This window comes from Pantoea sp. EA-12 (genome assembly GCF_030053355.1).
Taxonomy (GTDB): domain Bacteria; phylum Pseudomonadota; class Gammaproteobacteria; order Enterobacterales; family Enterobacteriaceae; genus Pantoea; species Pantoea vagans_C.
This window is the reverse complement of the sequence record NZ_JASGBY010000002.1, coordinates 293,265-318,360: the sequence shown is the minus strand read 5'-3', so window position 1 is coordinate 318,360 and position 25,096 is coordinate 293,265. Positions and strand designations below refer to the sequence as shown.

The 25,096-nt window shown below is 54.4% G+C and carries 28 protein-coding genes and 1 tRNA gene; 23 read left to right on the top strand and 6 right to left on the bottom strand.

From position 1 onward, the window contains the following. Positions 1 to 68: 68 nt before the first annotated feature. Complete coding sequence (locus QMZ30_RS04155; protein ID WP_283226498.1) at positions 69 to 1,286, bottom strand: L-lactate MFS transporter; 1,218 nt, start codon at positions 1,284 to 1,286, stop codon at positions 69 to 71. A 278-nt stretch (positions 1,287 to 1,564) separates the two neighbouring features. Here QMZ30_RS04155 and QMZ30_RS04150 point away from each other — a divergent pair, with 278 nt between their 5' ends. Continuing rightward, positions 1,565 to 1,804 carry a hypothetical protein gene (locus QMZ30_RS04150; RefSeq protein WP_039327337.1) on the top strand — a complete coding sequence of 80 codons (240 nt, stop codon included), beginning with the start codon at positions 1,565 to 1,567 and terminating at the stop codon, positions 1,802 to 1,804. A gap of 38 nt (positions 1,805 to 1,842) precedes the next feature. Here the strand turns inward: QMZ30_RS04150 and QMZ30_RS04145 are convergent, their stop codons facing one another. Beyond that, on the bottom strand, positions 1,843 to 2,742 hold the full coding sequence (locus QMZ30_RS04145) for a DMT family transporter (protein ID WP_283226497.1): 900 nt from the start codon (positions 2,740 to 2,742) through the stop codon (positions 1,843 to 1,845). Positions 2,743 to 2,924: 182 nt separating this feature from the next. On the opposite strand from QMZ30_RS04145, the gene QMZ30_RS04140 reads away from it, so the two are divergent. Both QMZ30_RS04140 and QMZ30_RS04135 read left to right on the top strand, forming a co-directional pair. Then, positions 2,925 to 3,800, top strand: coding sequence for a helix-turn-helix domain-containing protein (locus tag QMZ30_RS04140; protein WP_283226496.1), 876 nt, complete (start codon positions 2,925 to 2,927; stop codon positions 3,798 to 3,800). Positions 3,801 to 3,978: 178 nt separating this feature from the next. Then, positions 3,979 to 4,245, top strand: a complete 267-nt coding sequence (locus QMZ30_RS04135; protein WP_283226625.1) for a hypothetical protein — start codon at positions 3,979 to 3,981, stop codon at positions 4,243 to 4,245. Between the two features lie 17 nt (positions 4,246 to 4,262). Here QMZ30_RS04135 and QMZ30_RS04130 read toward each other — a convergent pair. Then, positions 4,263 to 4,337 (bottom strand) — tRNA-Arg (locus QMZ30_RS04130). 86 nt (positions 4,338 to 4,423) lie between these two features. Then, positions 4,424 to 5,344, bottom strand: a complete 921-nt coding sequence (locus QMZ30_RS04125; protein WP_039335138.1) for a formate/nitrite transporter family protein — start codon at positions 5,342 to 5,344, stop codon at positions 4,424 to 4,426. A gap of 244 nt (positions 5,345 to 5,588) precedes the next feature. Here QMZ30_RS04125 and ccmA point away from each other — a divergent pair, with 244 nt between their 5' ends. From ccmA to mlaA, 10 genes are read left to right on the top strand one after another with little or no spacing between them, the layout of a single operon-like run. Further along, complete coding sequence (gene ccmA / locus QMZ30_RS04120) at positions 5,589 to 6,203, top strand: cytochrome c biogenesis heme-transporting ATPase CcmA (protein ID WP_283226495.1); 615 nt, start codon at positions 5,589 to 5,591, stop codon at positions 6,201 to 6,203. After that, a complete protein-coding gene (gene ccmB / locus QMZ30_RS04115; RefSeq protein ID WP_058969466.1) occupies positions 6,203 to 6,862 on the top strand; it encodes a heme exporter protein CcmB in 660 nt (219 codons plus the stop codon). The genes ccmA and ccmB overlap by 1 nt, the downstream gene beginning before the upstream one ends. Positions 6,863 to 6,917: 55 nt before the next feature. Continuing rightward, positions 6,918 to 7,658: a heme ABC transporter permease gene (locus QMZ30_RS04110; protein WP_283226624.1), complete on the top strand. Its 741-nt coding sequence runs from the start codon at positions 6,918 to 6,920 to the stop codon at positions 7,656 to 7,658. After that, entirely contained in the window at positions 7,655 to 7,888 is a 234-nt protein-coding gene (gene ccmD, locus QMZ30_RS04105) for a heme exporter protein CcmD (protein ID WP_039335142.1), read from the top strand. The genes QMZ30_RS04110 and ccmD overlap by 4 nt, the downstream gene beginning before the upstream one ends. Continuing rightward, a complete protein-coding gene (gene ccmE / locus QMZ30_RS04100) occupies positions 7,885 to 8,370 on the top strand; it encodes a cytochrome c maturation protein CcmE (RefSeq protein ID WP_283226494.1) in 486 nt (161 codons plus the stop codon). Before ccmD ends, ccmE begins: the two co-directional genes overlap by 4 nt. Continuing rightward, positions 8,367 to 10,325 carry a heme lyase CcmF/NrfE family subunit gene (locus tag QMZ30_RS04095; RefSeq protein WP_058969464.1) on the top strand — a complete coding sequence of 653 codons (1,959 nt, stop codon included), beginning with the start codon at positions 8,367 to 8,369 and terminating at the stop codon, positions 10,323 to 10,325. Before ccmE ends, QMZ30_RS04095 begins: the two co-directional genes overlap by 4 nt. Then, a complete protein-coding gene (locus QMZ30_RS04090; RefSeq protein ID WP_038645648.1) occupies positions 10,322 to 10,879 on the top strand; it encodes a DsbE family thiol:disulfide interchange protein in 558 nt (185 codons plus the stop codon). The genes QMZ30_RS04095 and QMZ30_RS04090 overlap by 4 nt, the downstream gene beginning before the upstream one ends. Next, entirely contained in the window at positions 10,876 to 11,331 is a 456-nt protein-coding gene (locus QMZ30_RS04085) for a cytochrome c-type biogenesis protein (protein ID WP_039335149.1), read from the top strand. The genes QMZ30_RS04090 and QMZ30_RS04085 overlap by 4 nt, the downstream gene beginning before the upstream one ends. Beyond that, a complete protein-coding gene (gene ccmI, locus QMZ30_RS04080; RefSeq protein ID WP_283226493.1) occupies positions 11,331 to 12,542 on the top strand; it encodes a c-type cytochrome biogenesis protein CcmI in 1,212 nt (403 codons plus the stop codon). Before QMZ30_RS04085 ends, ccmI begins: the two co-directional genes overlap by 1 nt. 35 nt (positions 12,543 to 12,577) lie before the next feature. Continuing rightward, a complete protein-coding gene (mlaA, locus tag QMZ30_RS04075) occupies positions 12,578 to 13,345 on the top strand; it encodes a phospholipid-binding lipoprotein MlaA (RefSeq protein WP_283226492.1) in 768 nt (255 codons plus the stop codon). A gap of 87 nt (positions 13,346 to 13,432) precedes the next feature. Here the strand turns inward: mlaA and fadL are convergent, their stop codons facing one another. Continuing rightward, positions 13,433 to 14,716, bottom strand: a complete 1,284-nt coding sequence (fadL, locus tag QMZ30_RS04070) for a long-chain fatty acid transporter FadL (RefSeq protein WP_283226491.1) — start codon at positions 14,714 to 14,716, stop codon at positions 13,433 to 13,435. Positions 14,717 to 15,074: 358 nt separating this feature from the next. On the opposite strand from fadL, the gene QMZ30_RS04065 reads away from it, so the two are divergent. The 4 genes from QMZ30_RS04065 (at position 15,075) to sixA (ending at position 19,656) form a co-directional block, all read left to right on the top strand. Continuing rightward, positions 15,075 to 15,371 carry a YfcZ/YiiS family protein gene (locus tag QMZ30_RS04065; RefSeq protein WP_283226490.1) on the top strand — a complete coding sequence of 99 codons (297 nt, stop codon included), beginning with the start codon at positions 15,075 to 15,077 and terminating at the stop codon, positions 15,369 to 15,371. Positions 15,372 to 15,538: 167 nt separating this feature from the next. Beyond that, positions 15,539 to 16,849: an acetyl-CoA C-acyltransferase FadI gene (fadI, locus tag QMZ30_RS04060; protein WP_283226489.1), complete on the top strand. Its 1,311-nt coding sequence runs from the start codon at positions 15,539 to 15,541 to the stop codon at positions 16,847 to 16,849. Then, complete coding sequence (fadJ, locus tag QMZ30_RS04055) at positions 16,849 to 18,978, top strand: fatty acid oxidation complex subunit alpha FadJ (protein WP_283226488.1); 2,130 nt, start codon at positions 16,849 to 16,851, stop codon at positions 18,976 to 18,978. The genes fadI and fadJ overlap by 1 nt, the downstream gene beginning before the upstream one ends. A 195-nt stretch (positions 18,979 to 19,173) precedes the next feature. Further along, positions 19,174 to 19,656, top strand: coding sequence for a phosphohistidine phosphatase SixA (sixA, locus tag QMZ30_RS04050; protein WP_039336074.1), 483 nt, complete (start codon positions 19,174 to 19,176; stop codon positions 19,654 to 19,656). 46 nt (positions 19,657 to 19,702) lie between these two features. Here sixA and smrB read toward each other — a convergent pair whose 3' ends face one another. After that, on the bottom strand, positions 19,703 to 20,251 hold the full coding sequence (gene smrB / locus QMZ30_RS04045) for an endonuclease SmrB (RefSeq protein ID WP_039336057.1): 549 nt from the start codon (positions 20,249 to 20,251) through the stop codon (positions 19,703 to 19,705). 156 nt (positions 20,252 to 20,407) lie between these two features. Between smrB and prmB the strand changes: the two genes are divergently transcribed. The 6 genes from prmB (at position 20,408) to QMZ30_RS04015 (ending at position 25,096) form a co-directional block, all read left to right on the top strand. Next, entirely contained in the window at positions 20,408 to 21,340 is a 933-nt protein-coding gene (gene prmB / locus QMZ30_RS04040) for a 50S ribosomal protein L3 N(5)-glutamine methyltransferase (RefSeq protein ID WP_039336059.1), read from the top strand. 45 nt (positions 21,341 to 21,385) lie between these two features. Beyond that, entirely contained in the window at positions 21,386 to 22,471 is a 1,086-nt protein-coding gene (gene aroC / locus QMZ30_RS04035; protein WP_039336061.1) for a chorismate synthase, read from the top strand. A gap of 7 nt (positions 22,472 to 22,478) precedes the next feature. Beyond that, on the top strand, positions 22,479 to 23,303 hold the full coding sequence (mepA, locus tag QMZ30_RS04030) for a penicillin-insensitive murein endopeptidase (RefSeq protein WP_283226487.1): 825 nt from the start codon (positions 22,479 to 22,481) through the stop codon (positions 23,301 to 23,303). 69 nt (positions 23,304 to 23,372) lie between these two features. Then, positions 23,373 to 24,170, top strand: coding sequence for a sulfite exporter TauE/SafE family protein (locus QMZ30_RS04025; RefSeq protein WP_039336065.1), 798 nt, complete (start codon positions 23,373 to 23,375; stop codon positions 24,168 to 24,170). Positions 24,171 to 24,237: 67 nt separating this feature from the next. After that, on the top strand, positions 24,238 to 24,783 hold the full coding sequence (locus QMZ30_RS04020; protein ID WP_039336067.1) for an elongation factor P hydroxylase: 546 nt from the start codon (positions 24,238 to 24,240) through the stop codon (positions 24,781 to 24,783). A gap of 31 nt (positions 24,784 to 24,814) precedes the next feature. Beyond that, on the top strand, positions 24,815 to 25,096 hold the full coding sequence (locus QMZ30_RS04015; protein ID WP_039336069.1) for a YfcL family protein: 282 nt from the start codon (positions 24,815 to 24,817) through the stop codon (positions 25,094 to 25,096).

Genomic DNA, 25,096 nt, shown 5'->3' with positions numbered 1-25,096 from the left:
ACAACGCTTTATTTGTGCAGAAAAGATGGAGAAAGTGGATGCCGCACAGGCTGCGGCATCCCGGACAATTAATTATGCAGCAAAGGTTCGCTGACGTTTTGACGATTTGGCAGACGGATACTGAGCGACAATACCAGCGAAATCACCAGCAGCGTCATAATCAGGCTGAAGGTGACGGTAAAGCCGCCGAACACCGAAGCCACCAGAGAACCCATTACGCTGCCGATACCGAAGCCAAGGTAAATCAGGCCGTAGTTTTTGGTCAGGTTATTGAGACCGAAGAAATCACTGACCAGCGACGGAAACACGGTAATGGTGCCGCCAAAGCTAAAGGCGACACAAGCCAGCGACAGGAAGAAGGTAGTTTCATTCATACGCGTGAACAGCAGGATGCTCATGCCGACCAGCGAAACAATCTGTGCCAGAGAAATCACGCGAATACGTGCCATTTTATCGGACAGTACGCCAAGAATCAGACGACCGCTGAGGTTGGCAATGGCAATCACCGTGACCGCATTGGCTGCCGTTTGTGTGGTCAGATGCACCATACCTTCGCCGATATCTTTCGCTACGCCGATAACGTAAAGGCCGCTCATACACGCGGTAAGGAACATCAGCGCCAGCATCCAGTACTGCGGCAAACGTACTGATTGCGCCAGAGTGTAATCTTTCGCCTGCAACTGCGCATTACCGCTGGTTTGCTGCACGGGTGCATCACGCATCATCAAGGCACCGATGATAATCATGCTCATGGCCAGCACACCCCAAATCATAAAGGTGTTTTCAAGGCCGTAGGTACTCAATAACGCACCACAAATGAATTTGAAGCCGAGGCTGCCTAATCCATAGGCACCAATCGAAAAGGCGGAGATCAGCCCTTTACGCTCTGGGAACCACTTCACGCAGTTAGACAGGGTTAACAGGTATCCGGCACCGTCAGCCAGACCAACCAGAATGCCTGCGCTGAGATACAGCATCATCAGGTTATCGGCATGGGCGGTGAGCCAGAAGCCGACGGCCATTAAGATCCCGGCGCCGATGGTGACGTTGCGAACGCCGAATCGTTCCTGCAGTTTGCCCGCCAGTGACGAGGCGATCGCCAGTCCCAGACTTAACAAACCAAACGAGAAAGCGACCTGGCTGATTGGTGCATCCAACTTATGCGCCAGTTGGCCGTTGAACAGGCTCCAGGTGTAGACCGAACCCAGGGCAAACTGGGTGATGATGGTGCCAATTAGGGTAAACATACGAGTACGCTGGTGTTGCGCGGTTAGGGCTGTTTTCATTTTTATCTCTCCCCTCAGGGAATACGGAATCTGCAGCGATAATAAGCGCCTTACGCGCGTGCGGGGCAGGTGAGGGCGTGAATGGACTGGAGGGCGGAATGAAATGCAGTGAAACGGGTATGAATGGCATTGGCAACTAATAAACGAACCGTCAGTGTCAATCAACAACAGGTGATTACTGTTAGTGAGTGTTTGTAATGAGTTGTATCAATTGCGCCTTGTGGCCTGCAAATTCGCCAGCTTTTGCCAGGCTTAAAACTCACTAAACAGGAGGAAATATGACAGACCGAGCATATGAATCCGCGTCAAGCGAGGATGAAGTTTGCTGCATCATCGGTCAGGCGGTGATCGAGTTAAGCGATGAGCATCAGCCTGTGACTAAATCCACGCTGTCGCTGAAACTACTGGCTATGGCCGATCGCGACAGAGATGATGAACGCGTTCTGCTTTACTGGATTGCCAGAAAAGCCATCAATAAACCTCACCAGCTCAATATCGGCGTGCAGGGCTGGCGTTAGAGGAAAAAAGAGCGGGCGCAATGCCCGCTCTCGCTTTATCAGGCCAGGCGCAATTTGCGTGCTTTTGGCCAACGCACGAACATCACCATGTTCCCTGCCAGAATCATCACCAGTCCAACAATCGCATTGTCATGCCACTGATATCCTTCATATAAGGTGGACAGCGTGAGCGCCACTAACGGGAATAGCAGGGTGCTGTAAGCGGCCTGACTGGCACCAATACGGCCTACTAACGTGAAATAGGCGCCGAAACCCAATACAGAACCAAAGATGGCCAGATAACTCATTGAGCCGAGCCATTGCAGATTGAGCGCAGGGGCCAGTGAATCACCGTTCAGCAGTGCCAGCACCGCCATCATAATCGCGCCATACAGCATGGCGTAGCTGTTGGTGGTCAGCACGTCGCGTTGACGACGCTGGTGGCGGGTGGAGATCATATTACCCAGCGAGAAGCCCAATGTGCCCAAGGCACTGAGCCCAACGCCCCACAGCAGTTGTGGCGCGGGATGTGCGGCCTGAATATCATTCCAGAACAGCGCGACGATCCCTCCCAAACCCAATACTGCCGCAGGCAACAGGCGAAACGGTGGGCGCTGGCGGAAGAAAATCCAACTATTTAGGGCGTTATACAGCACCGCCATGGAGAAAATCACCGATTCCAGTCCGCTGCTGATCCACGCCGCCGCATGATAAAAACAGACGAAATTGAAGCCGAACACACAGCAGCCTTGCAGCACGCAAAACAGGTGGTCTTGTTTATCCAGTGGTCGCAGGCGTTTTAACAGTTTCAGGATTACCAGCATCAGTACAGATGCCAGTAAGAAACGCCAAAACACTGCCACCAACACCGGGGTATTGGCGGCATCTTGTTGTAGAAAAATCGCGATCCAGGTGGTGCCCCAAATAAGCACGACTGCAAGGTAAAGCATTATGTTCATCAGATACTCTCCAGCAAAATCATGGCCGCAGTGTGCTGATTTCAGCGCAGAGACGCTTGCAGGACTTTGCGGGATAATTGCAAAATCTTGCGCATTTTTTCCATCATGTCCCATGCTGGTCTGTCTTCTGTCCGAAGAGATCCGTAAACTGTGCCTAATTGAACTGCGAGTAGACACCTTCCATGCCTGATTACCAGACCTTCGACATGCTGCAGCGCCACAAAGCGCAACTGCGCGATAGCGTGCAGCTGTCGAGTGGCATCAAGTTGGCGGCGTGGTTTAACAGTGGCGATCGCGTGACCAATCTCAGCGATCACCATACGCTCAGCCTGTATACCGCAGACGGCTATGACACCTGGCACAAAACGCCTCACGGCTGGCGCAACGGTGGCGGCCCGGATCGCTTTTGCCTGATGCCTTCCGGTGTGGAGTCCACCTGGGACCTGCGGTCAGATTTGTCGTTCGTGCATCTCTACTGTACCGATGCGCATTTGCGCCATCTGGGCGAGCAGATTTGGGATCGCAGTCCCGCTCAGCTCAATTTGCATGAAAAAATCTTTGCCGATGACGATCGCATCACGCAGCTTTATCGCCATTTCCTGCTGAGCGTGGACTGGCAGCAACCGGCGAACCAGTTAATGTTGAGCAGTGCCTCAACCTTGCTGATGACGCATCTTTTACAGCGTTACAGTGAAGTGCAATGGCAGGCACCTCAAGTTAGAGGTGGACTTGCCCCAGCGGTGCTGCGTCGTGTGCTGGCGTATATTGATGCCCAGCTGGATCAGCCATTAACCCTGGCGCAATTAGCCGCCGAAGCTTCCTTAAGCGAATACCATTTTGCACGCATGTTCCGCAGCAGCGTAGGTGAAGCACCGCATCAATATGTGATGCGCCGCCGTATGGATACCGCACTGCAACTGTTGAAGTTTAGCTCTCTGCCGTTAACCGAGATCGCACTGCGCTGTGGTTTCCACTCATCCAGCCACTTCAGCAACCGCTTCCGCCAGCAGCATGGCGTCACGCCCTCGGTGTGGCGTCAAAGCGCGCATCAGATTTGATTTCGCTGTAATTCACTGAAACAGCCGAAATTCTCTCTGCGAGAAACGTCTCAGATCTCCTCTCTGACACCTACATTATGATGAATTTGCGTTTGAACGCTGTACAATGAAAATAATTAACACATTGATATTAATCATTAAATTACATGTTCAACTTATGTGAGGTAGTAAAATGGAAATGCGCGTGTCGAAGTTGGAAGCTGATGTGCTTGAGATGAAATCGGATATTAAAATGTTGAAAACCGATACGGAAACCCTGAAAACCGATATGGCATCGGTGAAAACTGATATCGCGGTGATCAAATCCAACTACGTCACCAAAAGCGATCTGCATCAGGAGATAGCCAAAATTCATGTCGAAATCACCAAACAAACCAAATGGATCGTGGCAGGTATGTTGAGCACGGCTGGGCTGAGCCTTGCGTTTGCTCGATGGTTGTTTTGAAGGGGGAATGCGGCTAATGGTGTCCCCTGCAGGAATCGAACCTGCAACTAGCCCTTAGGAGGGGCTCGTTATATCCATTTAACTAAGGAGACGCGGCGCGCAGTATAGCGTACCGACCCGCAAAATTTAACCGTGTAAAGCTTGATTGCTCAATCTATCAACAATGTAGTGCCAAACTTCACTTCGACTGGCCTTGCGCTTTCTCTTTCCGTTTCTGCTCAGCCTTGGCTTTAGCCTTTGCTGCTTCGCTCATATCGTTGCGAATCTGGGCATGGCTAATTAAAGCAAAAATGAGCGTACCGCCGGTAATATTGCCCAGCAACGTCGGCAGGGCAAATGGCCAGAAGAACTCATACCAAGGCAGTGTGCCGGCAAATACCAGATAAAGCACCTCGACCGAACCCACCACGATATGAGCCAAATCACCCAATGCGACCAGCCACGTCATCATCACGATAACCACGATTTTCGCCGCGCCCGCATAGGGAAACATCCAGACCATGGTGGCGATGATCCAGCCGGAAATCACCGCGTTGGCAAACATCTCGCGCGGTGGATTGGCCATCACTTTTTCGCTGATCGAGGTAAAAGCCTGGCGTGTGGCATCGTCAAAGATGGGCATATGATTAAACGCCAGTGCGCCGAGTGCTGTACCGATCAGGTTTCCCGCCAGCACCACGCCCCACAGGCGTAAAAGCAGCAACATATTGCCACCGGTGGGTTTGTGCATCACGGGCAATACGGCTGTGACCGTGTTTTCGGTGAACAGCTGCTGACGCGCCATAATCACGATAACAAAGCCAAAGGTGTAACCCAGATTCTCGAGTAAAAAACCGCCCGGCACCTCAGCTAAATGTACGTGGAAAATCCCTTTCGCCATCAGCGAGGCACTCATGGAAAGCCCAGCAGCAACAGCAGACCAAAGCAATGCCATACCGTCGCGCTCTAACTCTTTCTCACCGTCCTGACGGATCTCTTCATGAATAGCGGCAGCCCGTGAAGGCAAGGCATCTTCGTCTACCTCAATCTCTTTGCCTTGCTCCTTTTCTTCGCTTTCCACATCGTTGTCATGTTCTGTAATGGATGGCGATTGCTTCATGTTTTCCCCCAGTGATAATGCCAGCGCGTAATAAGCGTAGACGTTTTTATCAAGGGCGAAATGTTACTAAGATTCAATTTAAGAGTAACAAGATTTTAACTGAGGCGGTTTATTGAGCAGTTTATTGATCTGATGCGCACGAATAACCCCTTTGAGGGAAGTGAGAGCCAACTCACAGACTTCGGCCCACAGATTCATTGTGGTATTATCCCCGCCTTATTTCATTGCTGCGATTCCCTCTTTCATGCTCGAAGTCATTAATCTCTCATGCGTTCGCGATGAGCGAACCTTGTTTCATGGACTCAGCTTCCATGTGCAACCGGGTGACATTGTGCAAATTGAAGGCCCTAACGGGGCGGGGAAAACCTCACTGTTACGCTTACTGGCGGGTTTGAGCCGGGCAGAAGAGGGGGAAGTGATGTGGCAATCGCAGCCGACGCGTCAGCAACGCGAAATATGGCACCAAAACCTGCTTTATCTTGGCCATCATCCGGGCGTGAAGTCAGTACTTTCACCGATGGAAAACCTGCAGTTCTGGCATGGTCATCACGATGAAGAACGCCTTTATGAGGCGCTGGAGCAGGTCAACCTGTTGGGTTACGAAGAAGTGCCCGTGGCACAACTGTCGGCCGGACAGCAGCGACGTGTTGCACTGGCGCGCCTGTGGCTGAGCACGGCAAAAGTCTGGATTCTGGATGAGCCGCTTACGGCAATTGATAAAGGCGGCGTGGAAAAATTAATGGCCCGCTTTGCTGAACATGCCGATAACGGAGGCGCGGTCATTTTGACCACCCATCAGGATTTGCCCGGTGACAGCGATCGCGTGCGCAAAATTCGTCTGACTTCGGAGTGGGCTTGATGTTAGGTCGGGTCATTCAGCGTGAATTAAAAATTGCGTTTCGCAGCGGTGCTGAGGTGATCAACCCGCTGTGGTTTTTCCTGATTGTTATCACGCTGTTTCCTTTGGGTATCGGTCCGGATCCGCAGCAGTTGGCTCGCATTGCACCCGGCATCGCGTGGGTTGCTGCGTTATTGGCGTCCTTGCTGGCGCTGGAACGGCTGTTTCGTGATGACTTTCTGGATGGTTCGCTTGAGCAACTACTTTTGCTGCCAACACCACTGCCGGTGACGGTGCTGGGCAAAGTGATTGCGCACTGGTTAATTACCGGCTTGCCGTTGATCTTGCTATCGCCGCTGGCGGCGTTACTGCTGTCGCTGGATTTCTCCGGCTGGCGCGCGATGGCGCTGACACTCTTGCTCGGCACACCCACTTTGAGTTTCCTGGGCGCAATTGGTACAGGTCTAACGGTGGGGCTGCGACGCGGCGGCGTATTACTGAGTTTGCTGGTGTTGCCGTTGTCGATACCGGTACTGATTTTTGCCAGCGCGGCGATTGATGCCGCGGGCCAAGGGCTGCCGATCGGAGGTTATCTGGCGATTCTTGGCGCCATGCTGGCAGTGAGCGCAACACTTTCGCCGTTCGCAACTGCTGCGGCTTTGCGTATTAGTCTGCACTGATTCGTGCTGCCCCAGAGTAGCCGAATACCGAATTCTTTTATTGTGAGCTATGCAAATGTGGAAATGGTTACACCAGTGGGCGAAGCCTGAACGGCTTTACCAACTATGCGGTCGCTTGATTCCGTGGTTCGCCGTATTGGGCGTGGCAACGCTGCTACTCGGTTGGGTGTGGGGCTTTGGCTTTGCACCGGCGGATTATCAGCAGGGCAACAGCTTCCGTATTATGTACATTCATGTGCCAGCTGCGATGTGGTCAATGGGGGTGTATGCCTCAATGGCGATTGCCGCCTTTATTGGCCTGGTCTGGCAGATGAAAATGGCGGATTTGGCCTCGGCGGCGATGGCGCCAATTGGTGCGGTGTTCACTTTCATCGCCCTAATCACCGGCTCTGCGTGGGGTAAACCGATGTGGGGCACTTGGTGGATCTGGGATGCGCGTCTGACCTCTGAACTGGTGCTGCTGTTCATCTATATGGGTGTCATTGCACTCTATCACTCCTTTGAAGACCGCCGTACGGCGGGTCGCGCCGCGGGTATCCTGATTCTGGTCGGTGTGGTCAATCTGCCGATTATCCATTTCTCGGTGCAATGGTGGAACACGCTCCATCAGGGATCGTCAGGTATTCTGCAGCAGGCCATCGCGCCAAGTATGCGCACACCGCTGCGCTGGGCGATCCTCGGTTATCTGCTGGTGTTTGGTGCCCTGACGCTGATGCGTCTGCGTAATCTGATCCTGTTTACCGAGCGTCATCGTCCCTGGGCGATTGATGTGGCTCAGGGAGGGCGCAAAGCATGACCCCAGCCTTCTCGTCGTGGAGCGACTTCTTTGCCATGGGCGGCTATGCCTTTTATGTCTGGCTCGCCGTGATCCTCACATTGATTCCCTTGTTCGGCCTGGTGCTGCACACCGTGTTGTTCCGTCGCCGCTTGCTGGCGGAGATTCGCCAGCGTCAATCCAGGGAGCGCCGCATCCGCGCGGCGAAGTCGAAAAAAGCTGCCAGTGAAGCAGCAGGAGAATCCGTGTGAATATCCGTCGTCGTAACCGCCTGTATGTGGTGGTGGCGATTTTGGTGGGCTTAGGCCTCGCCACATCGCTGGTGATGTACGCGCTGCGTTCCAACATCGATCTGTTTTACACCCCAAGTGAAATTCTGTATGGCAAGGGCGAAGCACATCAAATGCCTGAAACCGGACAGCGTCTGCGTGTGGGCGGTATGGTGATGCCGGGCAGCGTAAAACGCGATCCTAAAACACTCGCCGTCTCCTTCAAGTTGTATGACGCCAACGGCGTGATCAGCGTCAGCTACGAAGGCATTTTGCCGGACCTGTTCCGGGAAGGGCAGGGCGTGGTCGCTCAGGGCGTGCTGGAAGATGGCCACCTGGTGGTGGCAAAAGAAGTCCTCGCCAAGCATGACGAGAAATACACGCCGCCAGAAATTGAAGATGCGATGAAGCAAAATCACAAAGGGCCTGCCGCCACGTATCAAAAGGCAGGTGCGCAATCATGATTCCGGAAATTGGTAGCTTTTTACTCTGTCTGGCACTGGCATTATCGCTGCTGTTAAGTATCTATCCGTTGTGGGGAGCAACCCGCCAGGATGCACGTTTGATGGCGCTGGCACGTCCGCTGGCATGGGGCATGTTTGTCTGCATCGCAGCGGCGTTCCTGGTGTTGGTGCATGCGTTTATCGTCAACGACTTCACGGTTGGCTATGTCGCTACAAACTCCAACACCTTGTTGCCGGTTTACTATCGCATCGCAGCAACCTGGGGCGCACACGAAGGTTCTCTGCTGTTGTGGCTGCTGCTGCTCAGCACCTGGACGGTAGCCGTAGCAATCTTCAGCCGCGGTATGCCGCAGGATGCGCTGGCGCGCGTGTTGTCGGTGATGGGGATGATCAATCTCGGTTTCCTGCTGTTTATCACCCTGACATCCAATCCGTTTACCCGCACCTTGCCGAACTTCCCGATTGATGGCAACGACCTCAATCCGATGCTGCAGGATATCGGCTTAATTTTCCATCCGCCGTTACTCTATATGGGGTATGTCGGTTTCTCCGTAGCCTTTGCTTTCGCCATCGCCTCACTGATGGCGGGACGTCTGGATACGGCCTGGGCGCGCTGGTCACGTCCGTGGACCACCGCCGCATGGGTATTCCTGACGATTGGTATCGTGCTGGGTTCTGCCTGGGCGTATTACGAACTGGGCTGGGGCGGCTGGTGGTTCTGGGATCCGGTAGAGAATGCCTCCTTTATGCCATGGCTGGCCGGTACCGCGCTGATGCACTCGCTGGCGGTCACTGAAAAACGCGGCAGCTTCAAGTCCTGGACAGTGCTGCTGGCGATCACGGCATTCTCCCTGAGCCTGCTCGGCACCTTCCTGGTGCGCTCTGGCGTACTGGTCTCCGTGCACTCATTCGCCTCCGATCCGGCGCGTGGGATGTTTATCCTCGCCTTCCTGGTGATTGTGATTGGCAGCTCACTGCTGCTCTACGCGATTAAAGGCGGCAAGGTCCGTAGCCGCGTACAGAGCGAAGTCTGGTCGCGCGAATCTTTCCTGCTGGGCAATAACGTCTTGCTGATTGCTGCCATGCTGGTGGTGCTGCTGGGTACGCTGCTGCCGCTGGTGCACAAGCAACTGGGGTTAGGCAGTATTTCAGTGGGTGAACCCTTCTTTAACACCATGTTCACCTGGTTGATGGCACCGTTCGCGCTAATGCTGGGCATCGGGCCGTTGGTGCGCTGGCGTCGTGATGAGCCACAGAAATTATGGAAGCGCCTTGGCGTTGGCTTACTGGTGACGTTGATCCTGTCGATCGCACTGCCATGGCTGCTGCAGGATCGCATTGAAGCGATGACGGTGATCGGCCTGCTGATGGCGATCTGGGTGATTCTGCTGACGTTGATGGAATTGCATGAACGCGCCACCCATCGTCATAGCTTCCTTAAGGGCTTGCGTCACTTGACGCGCAGCCACTGGGGCATGGTGCTGGGTCATCTTGGCGTGGCGGTGACTGTTGTCGGAATTGCCTTCAGCACGCAGTACAGCGTGGAACGCGACGTGCGCATGAAGTCAGGTGATACCGTGGATATCCATAATTATCACTTCATTTTCCGTGATGTACACAATCTGCAGGGACCGAACTACAGTGGCGGCGTAGCGATTATTGACGTCACGCGTGACGGTAAACCCGAAGCGGTGCTGCATGCAGAAAAACGCTTCTATACCGCGGCTCGTACCATGATGACCGAAGCGGCTATCAGCGGCGGCTTCACGCGCGATCTTTACGCCGCGTTAGGCGAAGAGCTGGATGATGGTTCCTGGGCGGTACGTATTTACTACAAACCGTTCGTGCGCTGGATCTGGTTCGGTGGCGTCTTTATGGCAGTGGGTGGCGTGCTCTGTCTGCTTGATCCGCGCTATCGTTCGCGTAAAAAAGCGCAGCGGGAGGAGTTGGCATGAGTAAGAAAATCCTTTTCATCCCGCTTGTGCTGTTTTTGCTGCTGGCGGCGGCATTGTTGTGGCAGCTGTCACGCAACGCCAACGGTGACGATCCTACCCGTCTGGAATCGGCCTTGATTGGCAAACCGGTGCCAGTGTTCAAGCTGGAAGCGCTCGACAAACCGGGGAAAATCTACGACCAACAGGTGCTGACCGACGGTAAGCCGATTCTGCTGAACGTCTGGGCCACCTGGTGCCCAACCTGTCGTGCAGAGCATCAGTACCTTAATACGCTGGCAGAGAAAGGCATCCGCGTTGTGGGTCTTAACTATAAAGATGACCGGACCAAAGCGGTGACCTGGCTGAACACGTTGGGCAATCCTTACGCGCTGAGCTTGTATGATGGTGATGGCATGCTGGGTCTGGACCTGGGCGTGTATGGCGCACCGGAAACCTTCCTGATCGATGGCCATGGCATTATTCGTTATCGCCATGCGGGTGATATGAATGACCGTGTGTGGAATGAAGAAGTGAAGCCGCTATGGGATAAATACAGTAAGGGGGCGGGAGCATGAAGCGTCTGCTGCTTTTGTTAGCGGGTATTCTGCTTAGCACCAGCCTGTGGGCGGCTATCGATACTTACCAATTCGATTCGGTGCAGCAGGAAGAGCAGTACCGCGATCTCACCGGTTCTTTGCGCTGCCCTAAATGCCAGAACAACAGCATTGCGGATTCCAATGCGATGATCGCCGCCGATATGCGTCTCAAAGTCTATGAGCTGATGAAGCAGGGCCAGAGTCGCCAGCAGATCATCGATTACATGGTGGCGCGCTACGGCAACTTCGTCACTTATGAACCGCCGGTCACGCCCTCCACACTGATTTTGTGGGCGGGGCCTGCGCTGTTTGTGGTGCTGGGGGCGCTGATTATTATTCTGCGTAATCGCCGTGGTCGGACGCGTAGCGATCTCGACGACGATGAACAACAACGCCTTGCGGCGATTCTAAAGCGTGACGGGAAGCCGTAATGACTGGATTCTGGATTACCCTGATTATTTTGCTGGTGGCGGCATCGGTGCTGTTTGTCAGCGCAGGCTGGCGCCAGCGTGTGGCCAGCAGTGGCGATCGCGATCGCCTGAACACGGATTTCTATCAGCAGCGCCTGCGAGAACTTGAGCGTGATGAAGAGGAAGGTGTGGTGGCCGAGCGCCCAGAGATGGTGCGAGAGCTGCAGCAAACTCTGCTGACCGATGTGCCTGACGCTCACGCAGCGCGTATTCATCACAGTAGTCGCTGGGTATTGCTACCCGGTGTGGTGGTGTTGCTGGTGGTCTCGGTCGGTTTTTATCTGAAAACCGGCGGTCTGGGTCAGTTGGCAGGATGGGTCACAGTGCAACAGGAGTATCCTGAACTGCGTGCCCGTGTCATGGACCCGAAAGCCGCACCGCTGACCATGGAAGAGTTGGCGCGTTTACAACTAGGTCTGCGTACCTCGTTGCAGAATGATCCGCAGAATCTCAATGACTGGACGATGCTGGGCAGACTGGGCATGGTGCTGAACAACGCCACCAATGCCAGCCAGGCGTTCCAGCGTGCGCTGCAACTGGCTCCCGACAATCTGGAGTTACAGCAGGATTATGCGGAAGTGTTAACCCGCTCCAGCGATCCGCAGGACAATCGCCAGGCGAACGTGATGCTGAAAGATCTGTTAAAACGTGATCACAGCAATATCCGCACGCTGAGTTTGTTGGCATTTAATGCTTTTGAACAGCAGCAGTACGATCAGGCCATCGGTGCGTGGCAGGTGATGCTGAAGCTGTTACCTGTGGGCGATAAGCGCATTACTATGATCGAGCGCAGCATTGAACAAGCGAAAACGGACGCGGGGCAGCAAAATAGTCATCTGGCATTGACGGTGAATTTAACCCCGCAGGCAGAAAAAATGTTACCGCAAGGCGGAGTGATGTATATTTCTGTGTCTGACGGTGTTTCACCGGTGCCTGTGGCAGTGAAGCGTTTACCGCTGAGCCACTTCCCGTTATCGCTCACGCTGGATGACAGCAACGCCATGATGCCCGATCGTCTGCTTTCGGCGCAGCATCAGGTGCAGGTCAGGGTGCGTATTTCGCGCGATGGTAGTGCCAATCCTCAGTCGGGTGACTGGTTTGGTCTCAGCGCGATCACCCCCTGGGATGGTCATCAGCAACTGGCTGTGGAAATTAATCAACAGCAGCCCTGAAGCGATACATTTTTCAACCGCACAGGGAGATAAGAATGAATAACCGCCTGACCGGTCTGGCGCTGGCCAGTTTGCTGCTGGTGGGATGTGCCAGTTCAAAACCGGCCGATCCTACCCAGCCTGCCCAGCGTAGCGATCCGCTCGAAGGCTTTAACCGCACGATGTTTAACTTCAACTACAACGTGCTGGATCCTTATGTGGTGCGCCCGGTTGCGGTTGCCTGGCGCGACTACGTGCCTGTGCCTGCGCGCAGCGGCTTAAGTAATTTCCTCGGCAACCTGGACGAACCGGCCAGCATGCTGAACTCAATCCTGGTGGGTGAACCACGCCAGGCGGGTGTGCACTTTACGCGTTTCTTCCTCAATACCGTGTTGGGATTGGGCGGATTTATCGATGTGGCGGGCAAAGCGAACCCAGAACTGGCGCGTGAAGTGCCGCACCACTTCGGCAGCACCCTGGGCCGTTACGGTGTGGGCTACGGTCCGTACGTGGTGTTACCCGGTTACGGTAGCTTTACGGTGCGTCAGGATGGCGGTGACTACGTCGATACGCTCTATCCGGTATTGAGTTGGCTGACCTGGCCGATGTCGATCGGTAAGTGGACTCTGGAAGGCGTGGAAACGCGCGCGCAGCTGTTGGATTCCGATGCCATCCTCAAGCAGCAGCAAGATCCGTACAGCTTTATTCGTAATGCTTACTTCCAGCGTAATGACTTCCTCGCCAATGGCGGTAAGTTGAAACCGGAAGAGAACCCGAACGCCAGCGCGATTCAGGACGATTTGAAAGACATCGATTCACAATAAAAATCATGGCGACTTTTACAGTCGCCATTTTTTTATCCTAAAAAAACGGCGACATCACTGTCGCCGTTGTTCATATCGATGCGGGCATTAGAACTTGTAGTTAAAGTTCGCGCCGTACAGCCAGGCTTTACCTTCGGAATTAAAGGTGTAAGGACCTTCTTTCACGGTCACTTTCTGGCCGTGCATGTAAGAGATACCGAGGTCGACAGACGCATCTTCGTTGAAGGCGTATGAAGCACCGGCGCTCAGCCACAGACGGTCCTGATCAGGGATGGAGATGGAACGCTTATCAGCCGGAACTGGGCTGTCATCAAAGGCGATACCGGTACGGAAGGTCCAGTTATCGTCGTAGAAGTAAGTGGTACCCAGCGCGATGCGGTATGCATCTTTGAAGCCTTCATCTTTATAGAAAAGCGTCTGGCCGTTGCTGCCCGTCGCTTTCAGCTCCTGGAACTGACTCCAGCTGGTATAGGTCAAGCTGTAGTGGACCGCCCACTGCGGTGCCACTTTATGCCAGCCTGATACTTCCCACATTTCTGGCAGATTCAGGGTAAGTGAACCCGGAATGGTCTGTCCGCTGGTGCCGTAGGGCAGACCTAAAGCAATCGCCTGCGGTGTGCCGTTGTAAGCGGTTGGGATGCTGCTCTTATAATCGCCGTCGAAGTCGATTTTCACTTCTGAACGATAGGTGAAGCCGAAACGGTTGTTTTTATCCACTTCATACAGAATACCGGCATTCCAGCCGTAGCCCCATTCATCACCTTTCAGGTGAGCAACCTGAGTATCCGCAGGCATGCCAACACGTGCTCCCGCTTCCCCTGCATAACGTTCGATTTTCGCTTTGGCGTATACCGCATCAAAGCCCACACCGAAGCTGAAGTGCTCATTCAAACGATAAGCCGTGCTAAGGTTAAAATTGCCGGTCATCAGGTCGGTTTTGCCACCATATCCACCCGCGGCGTAACCGTCATTGAATTCTGTTGCCAGACCATAGTTGGAGGTGACGGATGCACCCACCCACCACTGATCGTTAATTGGGTGAACGTAATGGAGGTTAGGGATCCACTGATTCGGTGCGATGTTTTTCGCATTGAGGCTGTTGCCTGTTGGGCTCTGACCGCTGATATCCACTTCAGGATCAATATAAACAGCGCCGATGGAGAACGAAGGACGATCCATCAATGCCATGGTCGCGGGGTTGCGACTGGCGGATGCAGCGGTATCGCCCATCGCACCTTCACCCGAATATGCACGACCTAAACCAATTGCTGAGAATTCATTAAGTTGAAAGCCTGCGGCGTAAACATGGGAAGAGACGAGCGCCACTGCAGCTGCCACAGCTGACTTTGCAAACAGGTTCTTATGGTTCATGACCACAACCTCATCTAGATTTATTATTAAACGTTGTTACGTCGCGTAACAAAGGACGGCGGATTGTAGGGACTGACGACAAAGACACATATCAGACCAGTGCGACGAGTATAGGTCCGACCTGTGTATTTGTTGCAATATTGTTTTTTAAATATTTCCAATTTGATCGACAAAATCAGATCTGCTTAACAAAATCTTGTCGATGCCTCTCCAGCATAGCGGTCAAATTTGTTTTGGATCAATTTTTAGTGTGATATTCGTCACTTAGCTGCTGAGAGATAGATGCCAGGGCGCGTGGAGCGTACACTTTGCGATAGAAAATGATCCGATTGTGTCGATTTATCGTCAGGAGAGAGCAATGACTGATGCCATTAAAAAATGCAGTGCTAACGAAACCGCAGCTTGTTGCTGTGTCGATGTCGGCACCGTGATGGACAATACCGATTGCACGGCCAGTTGGTCGGGTGTGTTTGCAGACCGCCATGCGGCGGAGGCGATGCTGACGCATCTCAGCGACAAAGCGCGTCAGGTCGAGTCGGAACCTTGCGATATTCGCGCTGACTTTGTTGAAGAAGCGGCTGGTGTTCGTCTCAATATCGATTTCACCTTTGCCTGCCAGGCAGAGACGCTGATTTTCCAGCTCGGCTTACGTTAATCCTGCTGCTGCCGGAAGCTCTTTCGGCAGCCTTATCTCTTTTTCGTGTCTTCCCTCGCACTTTTTTTCTTCTGTTATTGGCGACTTAGCAGCACCTGGTTAACACTGATGATCAGGTCAGACCTGTTTGGCAATGATGCTACGGTCGTAAATTACAGGTGAGTGCAATGAGCAAAGCGCAGCCGCTGCTGACGCGTCAGGGCGAACGTATCGCCATAACCCACGGATTACGGACACCTTTTGCTCGCCAGGCGAGTGACTTTCATGGCATCCCAGCACTTGAGCTGGGGCGCATGGTGGTGTCTGAACTCATGGCGCGTAGCGAATTACCGGTCGAGGTAATCGACCAACTGGTCTTTGGTCAGGTGGTACAGATGCCGGAAGCGCCAAACATTGCGCGTGAAATCGTGCTGAGTAGCGGGCTGAGTGTGCACACCGATGCTTACAGCGTTAGCCGGGCGTGCGCCACCAGTTTTCAGGCCGTGGCCAATGTGGCCGAGAGTTTAATGGCGGGCACCATCGATGCCGGAATTGCAGGAGGAGCCGATTCATCCTCCGTCTTGCCGATTGGTGTCAGCAAGACGCTGGCGCGCGCGCTGGTAGATCTCAACAAGGCACGCACCTTTAGCAAGAAGCTGCAAATCTTACGTCGTCTGCGCCCACGCGATCTCTTACCAGTGCCACCGGCCGTTGCGGAGTATTCCACCGGTTTGCGCATGGGTGACACCGCCGAGCAGATGGCGAAAACCCATGGCATTACCCGTGAACAACAAGATGCCCTTGCACTGCGTTCGCATCAGCATGCGGCCCGGGCCTGGCAATCTGGCGTACTGGCGCAAGAAGTGATGCCCGCTTTTGTGCCGCCCTGGAAAGCCCCGATCGAACAGGATAACAACATCCGTTTCAACGCCAGTGCCAGTGATTACGCCAAACTGCGTCCAGCCTTTGATCGTCGCCATGGTACGGTGACCGCCGCCAACAGCACGCCACTGACCGATGGCGCAGCCGCGGTGATTTTGATGCGTGAAGGCCGCGCGCGTGAGCTGGGCATTACACCGCTGGGCTATCTGCGCAGTTATGCCTTCACCGCCATTGATGTCTGGCAAGACATGCTGCTGGGTCCTGCCTATGCGTCGCCGCTGGCGCTGGAGCGAGCAGGCATTACTCTCAACGATTTGACGCTGATTGATATGCACGAAGCTTTTGCCGCCCAAACGCTGGCTAATTTGAAAATGTTCCGCGATGAACGCTTTGCCCGCGAGGTGCTGAATCGACCGCATGCCTTGGGTGAAGTCAATGAAGAGCGATTCAATGTGCTGGGGGGATCGATTGCCTATGGTCATCCGTTTGCGGCCACGGGCGCACGTATGATCACCCAAACGCTGCAAGAACTAAGGCGTCGTGGCGGCGGGTTGGGATTGGTGACCGCCTGCGCGGCGGGCGGATTAGGTACCGCGATGGTTCTGGAGGCTGAATAATGAGCGAGTCCGCTTTTCATTTACATATGCGCCTCGACCATGTTGGGGTGATCACCATTGATGTGCCGGGCGAAAAGATGAACACCCTCAAGGCCGAGTTTGTCCCGCAAATTAAAGCCGTGTTGACAGAGGCGCGCAGTAATCCGCAGCTGGCAGGGCTGGTGCTGATTTCCGGTAAAAGCGATAACTTTGTGGCGGGTGCGGACATCAGCATGATCGCGCAGTGTCAAACGGCAGAAGAGGCGGAAGCCCTGGCGCGACAGGGGCAAGAGGTGATGGCAGAAATGGCGGCCTTACCCTTCCCGGTAGTGGCGGCGATACACGGTGCCTGTCTGGGGGGCGGTCTTGAACTGGCGCTGGCCTGCAGTGCGCGTATTTGCACGCTGGATGACAAAACCCGGTTGGGGTTGCCCGAGGTACAGCTGGGACTGCTGCCAGGGTCCGGCGGCACACAGCGCCTGCCGAAGTTAATTGGCGTGCCACAGGCGTTGCCGTTAATACTGAGCGGTAAGCAGCTGCGCGCGAAGCAGGCATTAAAGCTGGGTGTAGTAGATGACGCCGTTCCGCAATCGATTCTGCTGGAAACCGCCATTGCACGCGTACACAAAGGTCGTATTTCCCGTCGTGAGTTATCACGCCGCGATCGGCTGATGCAGGCACCGCTGATGCGTTCCTTATTATTCGCGATGGCAAAGCGCCAGACCGACAGTAAAACCCAAGGCAACTATCCCGCAGCAGATCGTATTCTGCAGGTGGTGCGCGTGGGGCTGGAGCAGGGGAGCGATGCAGGCCACGCTGCTGAAGCTCGCGCATTTGGCCAGTTGGCCATGACCCCAGAATCGGCCGCGCTGCGCAGCCTGTTCTTTGCCTCAACCGCATTAAAGAAAGAAGCGATGGCTGATGCAGAACCGCGTACGCTGAAGCAGATTGGTGTGCTGGGTGGCGGATTGATGGGGGGCGGCATTGCCAGCGTAACGGCGATCAAGGCCGGTTTACCGGTACGCATCAAAGATATCAACCTCAACGGCGTCAATCACGCGTTGCAATATAGCTGGGATCTGCTGAGCCAAAAGGTGAAACGCCGCCAGTTAAAAGCGGCTGAACGCCAACAGCAGATGGCGCGTATTAGCGGCGGAACGGACTATCAAGGTTTTAGCCAGCGCGATCTGGTGATCGAAGCGGTGTTTGAAGACCTGGCGCTTAAGCAGCAGATGGTGGCGGAAATCGAAACACAGTGTCAGCCGCACACCATTTTTGCCTCTAATACCTCCTCACTGCCGATTGGCGACATCGCGGCAAATGCGCAGCGCCCAGAGAATGTGATTGGTCTGCATTACTTCAGTCCGGTCGACAAAATGCCGCTGGTGGAGGTGATCCCGCATGCTGGTACTTCCGCCGAGACTATCGCAACCACGGTGCAGCTGGCTCGTCAGCAGGGGAAAACCGCCGTGGTGGTGGCCGATCGCCCTGGCTTCTACGTTAACCGTATTCTTGCACCCTATATAAATGAAGCGATGCGTTGCCTGCTTGAAGGTGAGCCGGTGGATCATATCGACCGCGCATTAGTGAAGTTTGGCTTCCCGGTGGGGCCGCTGCAGCTGCTTGATGAAGTGGGCATTGATGTGGGCAGTAAAATCAGCCCCATTCTGCAGCAGGCCTACGGTGCGCGTTTCAGTGCACCCGATGCGGTCAACGCTATCCTGGCGGATGGCCGCAAAGGGCGTAAAAACCAAAAGGGGTTCTACCTTTACAGCGCCTCACGCTGGCCGGGTAAACGCAAAGTAGATGATTCGATTTATGCGTTATTGAACGTCAAACCGCAGGCGAAGCAGAGCGAAGAGCAGATCGCACAGCGCTGCGTGATGATTATGCTGAATGAAGCGGCACGCTGTCTGGATGAAACGGTGATCCGCAGTGCCAGAGATGGCGATATAGCTGCTGTATTTGGCATCGGTTTTCCGCCGTTTTTGGGCGGCCCGTTCCGCTATATGGATCAGCGTGGCGTGCTTGACATCGTCAACACATTACGCGCATTAATGCAGCAACAGGGCGATCGTTTTGCGCCCTGTGACGCTTTAATGGCAATGTCAGAAGCGCAAACGAATTTTTACACTTCTGCACAATCCTGAATAGGCGCACAGATTCAGCGGGTTAGAAATGGGGCTGCGCAACAGGTGGCGCGGCACCATTCTGAGATATGCTTATTTAATAAACAACCGGTTGACTATACTGAAGCCATTGGGGTAAAACACAGCGTTCATTCGCAGAATGAAGCGTCTGGTGCTGTGGTACCCGACGATATCGACAAACAACAGCGGTGCTTTATGCAAGTTTTTATCATGCGTCACGGCGATGCAGCTCTGGAAGCAGCAAGTGATTCGGTACGCCCTTTAACAATCTGTGGCTGTGATGAATCACGCCAGATGGCGAGCTGGCTGAACGGCCAGGCGCTGGATATCGAACGAGTGTTAGTGAGCCCTTATCTGCGTGCTGAGCAAACGCTCGCCACAGTCCGTGAGGCGCTGACGTTACCAGAAGGGCAGGATGTATTGCCGGAACTGACGCCAGGTGGTGATCCGGGCATGGTGGCCTGTTATCTGCAGGCGCTGGCGCAGCAGGGTGTTAAATCGGCGTTGGTGATTTCGCATCTGCCGCTGGTGGGGTATCTGGTTTCAGAACTCTGCCCGCAGGAAGCGCCACCGATGTTCGCGACTTCCGCGATAGCCTACGTGAACTTTGATGCAGATGCCTGTGAAGGCAAGCTGGAGTGGCAGGTCAGCCCGTCAAAACTGGCCAAAGCGATGTAAATTCGCGAATGTTATGGGCCGCAATTGCGGCCCTTTCCTTTTCTGCTCACGGCAGTTCCGGCGGTTGCCACTCTTCCACTTCAATCAGCACCAGTAACGCTGCATCTCCGCCAAAAAGCTTAGGCGCCTGATGAAACGCCATCACATGCGGATGTTGTGCCAACCACAGTGGCGTTTGCTGCTTGAGAATATGCTTGCCGTGCCCGGTCATGACGCTGGCACAAAACAGGTGTTCGCGCCGGCAGGCGGCAATCAGCGCACCCAACTCCTGTTTGGCCTGCTGCTGTCTCAACCCGTGCAAATCGAGAAAAATCTCGGGCGTATAGTCGCCACGTCGTAACTTCTTCAATTCATAGTGGCTGACATCCGCACGCACATAGCGCATCGGCCCATCGCTGGAGAGCAGAGGCTGAAATTCATCTGAGAAGTAATGGCTGTTATCGGCCTGCTCGGAAAGCAGCCTTTTCAACGGTACTTCGCGGGTTTTCACCACCGGTTTATGCACGATGGTGTCTTGTTTCAGCTTACGCGTTCCGCTCATTAATTCACGAAACAGCGCCTGATCGTCCTGGTTTAGCGGTGTCTTCTTACTCATGGCTCGGCAATGGGTTAAAAGGCTGGTTAACAGCCGGTGGCATACCTTAACGCGGGGCGTTAACAAATGTCAGCTTTTTCGCCTCGCCGCGCTGAATTCTGCCCGGCTTCGTGGCAAACTATCCGCCGATTGATTTTAAGGCCTGCGGAGGGCTACGTGGACAAGATTTTCGTCGATGAGGCAGTGAGTGAACTGCACACCATTCAGGATATGCTGCGCTGGGCTGTCAGCCGTTTTTCGGCGGCAGGCATTTGGTACGGTCACGGCACGGATAATCCCTGGGACGAAGCAGTCCAACTGGTTCTGCCAACGTTATGGTTGCCGCTGGATATTCCCGAAGATATGCGCCACGCGCGCCTCACCGCCAGTGAGCGTCATCGCATTGTTGAACGCGTGATTCGTCGCGTCAATGAGCGCATCCCAGTGGCCTACCTCACTAACAAAGCCTGGTTCTGCGGCCATGAGTTCTATGTCGACGAGCGTGTGTTAGTGCCGCGTTCACCGATTGGTGAGCTGATCGAAAACCGTTTTGCCGGGCTGATTAGCCAGCAACCCCACCACATTCTCGACATGTGCACCGGCAGCGGCTGTATCGCGATTGCCTGCGCTTACGCCTTCCCGGAAGCCGAAGTGGATGCGGTAGATATTTCTACCGATGCACTGGCTGTGGCTGAGCAGAACATTGAAGAGCATGGCCTGATGCATCATGTCACGCCGATTCGTGCGGATCTGTTCCGTGGTCTGCCACAGGTGAAATATGATCTGATCGTCACGAATCCGCCGTATGTGGATGCGGAAGATATGGACGACCTGCCAAACGAATATCGCCATGAGCCGGAACTGGGCTTGGCCGCGGGCAGCGATGGTTTGAAACTGGTGCGCCGTATTCTCTCTTGCGCCCCGGATTATCTCAGCGAGCAGGGCGTGCTGATTTGTGAAGTGGGCAACAGCATGGTGCACATGATTGAACAGTATCCGGATGTGCCTTTCACCTGGCTGGAATTTGATAACGGCGGTGACGGCGTATTCATGCTGACGCGCGAGCAGATTGTCGCGGCACAGCATCACTTCTCTTTCTATAAAGACTAAAATCGGGGCGAGCGCTCGCCCGCAACATCGCAACAAGGAACCACAATGGCCGGAAACAGCATCGGACACGTTTTTCGCGTAACCACCTTTGGCGAGTCGCATGGTATTGCGCTGGGCTGCATTGTTGACGGTGTGCCACCTGGCATTCCGCTCACTGAAGCCGATATTCAGCACGATCTCGATCGCCGCCGCCCGGGCACCTCGCGCTATACCACGCAGCGTCGTGAACCGGATCAGGTGAAAATTTTGTCCGGTGTGTTTGAGGGCGTCACCACGGGCACCTCCATCGGCTTGCTGATTGAGAATACCGACCAGCGTTCGCAGGATTACAGCGCCATCAAAGATCTGTTCCGTCCGGGTCATGCGGATTACACCTACGAGCAGAAATATGGCATGCGTGACTACCGTGGAGGCGGTCGTTCATCTGCTCGTGAGACTGCGATGCGCGTGGCAGCAGGGGCGATTGCCAAAAAATATCTGCAGATGAAGCATGGTATTCAGGTGCGCGGCTATCTGGCACAGATTGGTGATGTGGCCTGTGAGTTGAAAGACTGGAGCATCGTGGAGGAGAACCCGTTCTTCTGCCCGGATGCATCAAAACTGGAAGCGCTCGACGAACTAATGCGTGGCCTGAAGAAAGAGGGTGACTCGATCGGTGCCAAGGTAACGGTGATGGCGGAAAACGTCCCGCCAGGACTGGGTGAACCGGTGTTTGATCGTCTGGATGCCGATTTGGCCCACGCGCTGATGAGCATTAACGCGGTGAAAGGCGTGGAGATCGGTGACGGTTTCGCGGTGATCAACCAGCGTGGTAGCCAGCACCGCGATGAAATTCGTGCCGATGGCTTTCAGAGTAACCATGCGGGCGGCATCCTCGGCGGGATCAGCAGTGGGCAAACTATCAGCGCCAATTTGGCAATGAAACCCACTTCCAGCATCACCGTTCCGGGGAAAACCATTACCCGTGATGGCGAAGAAGTCGAGATGATCACTAAAGGTCGTCACGATCCTTGCGTTGGTATCCGTGCGGTGCCGATCGCGGAAGCAATGATGGCGATTGTGTTGATGGATCACCTGCTGCGCCAGCGTGCGCAAAACGGTGACGTCAACAGCACAGTGCCACGCTGGTAAGCCATTGATGCGCCGCCTGCTCATCACCGTTGCCGCGCTGTTGTGCAGTGCGGCCGCCTTTGCTGCCACGCCCTGGCAGCAAATTCATCAGCCGATCGCCGGTAGTCCGCAGTCGATTGGTGGTTTTGCCAACGGCTGTATTATCGGCGCACAACAGCTGCCGCTTAACGCACCGAACTATCAGGTGATGCGTCAGGATCAGCGTCGCTACTATGGTCATCCGGATCTTATCGCCTTTATTCAGCGTCTTAGCACCCAGGTACACCAGTTGCAGTTGGGGCAAGTGCTAATTGGCGATATGGGCATGGCCGCAGGTGGGCGTTTCAGCAGTGGTCACGCCAGCCACCAAACCGGACTGGATGTCGATATCTGGTTGCAACTGCCGCAAACCCGCTGGACTGCACAGCAGTTGTTGAAGCCGCAACCGCTCGATCTGGTGGCCCCGGATGATAAGCAAGTGATTGCGCGTCACTGGCAGCCGCAAATTGATAGCCTGATTAAACTGGCAGCCAAAGATGATGAAGTCACGCGCATCTTCGTTAATCCGGCGATCAAAAAGCAGCTTTGTGCTGATGCGGGTAGCGATCGTGCCTGGCTGAACAAAGTGCGACCGTGGTTTGCCCATCGTGCACATATGCACGTGCGTCTGCGCTGTCCGGCTGGCAGCCTGGAGTGCGAAGATCAGGCGGCACCGCCACCGGGCGACGGTTGTGGTGCGGAGCTGGATAGCTGGTTCTTGCCGAAAAAACCTGGCAGCACGCCACCGGTGAAAAAGACGCCGCCGCCGTTGCCGCCATCGTGTCAGGCATTACTGGATCGTCATTTGCTCTAACCTTGATTCTTCACGCCGCAGGTGCGTTGGCTGCAACGAGAATTTTAAAGTTATATATATGAGACAAAAATGGATTTCTTCGTTGTAAGCCCACTGGTGCTGGGCGTGCTGTTTCTGGTTGCGGTGCTGGCGGCGTTTATCGACTCCATCGCCGGTGGCGGTGGTCTGCTCACCGTTCCCTCGTTACTGGCCGCTGGGCTCTCTCCGGCGCAGGCGTTAGCCACCAATAAATTACAGTCAGTAGGCGGCTCTTTCTCTGCCAGCCTCTACTTTGTACGTCGCGGCGCGGTGAAACTGCGTGAACAGCGGCTCAACATCGCCATGACCTTTATTGGCGCGGTCTGCGGCACGGTGTTGATTCAACACATTCAGGCCGATGTACTGCGCCAGATTCTGCCTATCCTGTTGATCAGCATTGGCTTATGGTTCCTGCTGATGCCACGCTTGGGTGAATCCGATCGTGAACATCGTCTGCAAGGTTTCGCCTATGCGCTGGTGGGCGGCGGCTGTGTGGGATTCTACGACGGCTTTTTCGGGCCGGGCGCCGGTTCATTCTATGCATTGGCGTTCGTGACGCTGTGCGGATTCAATCTGGCGAAAGCCACTGCCCACGCCAAAGTCTTAAATTTCACTTCCAACTTTGCGAGCCTACTGTTCTTTATGTTCGGCGGGAAAGTAGTGTGGGGCACCGGCGCGATCATGCTGATTGGCGCATTTTGTGGTGCGCGCCTTGGCGCAAGGCTGGTGCTGAGCCGCGGTCAGAAACTTATTCGCCCGATGGTGGTCACCGTCTCCGCGGTGATGAGCGCTAAACTTTTATGGGATAGCCACGGCAGCGCGCTGCTGGCGTGGATGGCGACCCTGTAAACCAACGCTCGTCAAGACCGGCTACCAATGCGACAATGGCAGCAGTTTTTTTAAAGATTAAAATATTATGAGTACAGAACATCATTATCAGCAGCTGGTAGATATTTTTGATGGCTGCTTTGTTGAAGACTTTCAGACCCGTCTAATTAAAGGCGACGACGAACCTATTTATCTTCCAGCGGATGAGGAATCACCCTGGAACCGCGTGGTGTTTGCCCATGGCTTCTATGCCAGCGCACTCCACGAGATTTCCCACTGGTGTATTGCGGGTGAAGCCCGTCGTAAATTGGTGGATTTTGGTTACTGGTATTGCCCAGATGGACGTGATGCGCAGACGCAGAGCCAGTTCGAGTCGGTGGAAGTGAAACCACAGGCACTGGAGTGGTTATTCTGTGTTGCGGCGGGCTTTCCCTTCAATGTCAGCTGTGACAACCTCGAAGGGGATTGTGAGCCGGATCGCATCGCGTTTCAGCGTAAGGTCCATGCTCAGGTCATGCACTATTTTGAGCAGGGCATCCCGGCACGTCCGGCGCGTTTTATTGATGCGTTAGCCAGCTATTACGGTACGCCTGCGCTGACGGCGGCACATTTTCCCTGGCCGGAAGATCTGTGATTCGTCTGGCGACTAATAAAGGATAGAAAAGATGATCGTAGAATTTGAATCACGCATTCTGGCTCTGATTGACGATATGGTCGATCATGCCAGCGACGACGAGCTGTTTGCCGGTGGCTATCTGCGTGGTCATCTGACCCTGGCGGTGGCTGAGATTGAAATCAGCGGCGAACATACCCCTGAAGCCCTGCAAATTCACGTTACCAATAGCCTGCAAAAAGCGATTGCGGCGGGTGAATTATCACCACGCGATCAAGCGCTGGTGATAGGGATGTGGGACAACTTATTCCTGCAGGCGCGCCAGCCTGCATAA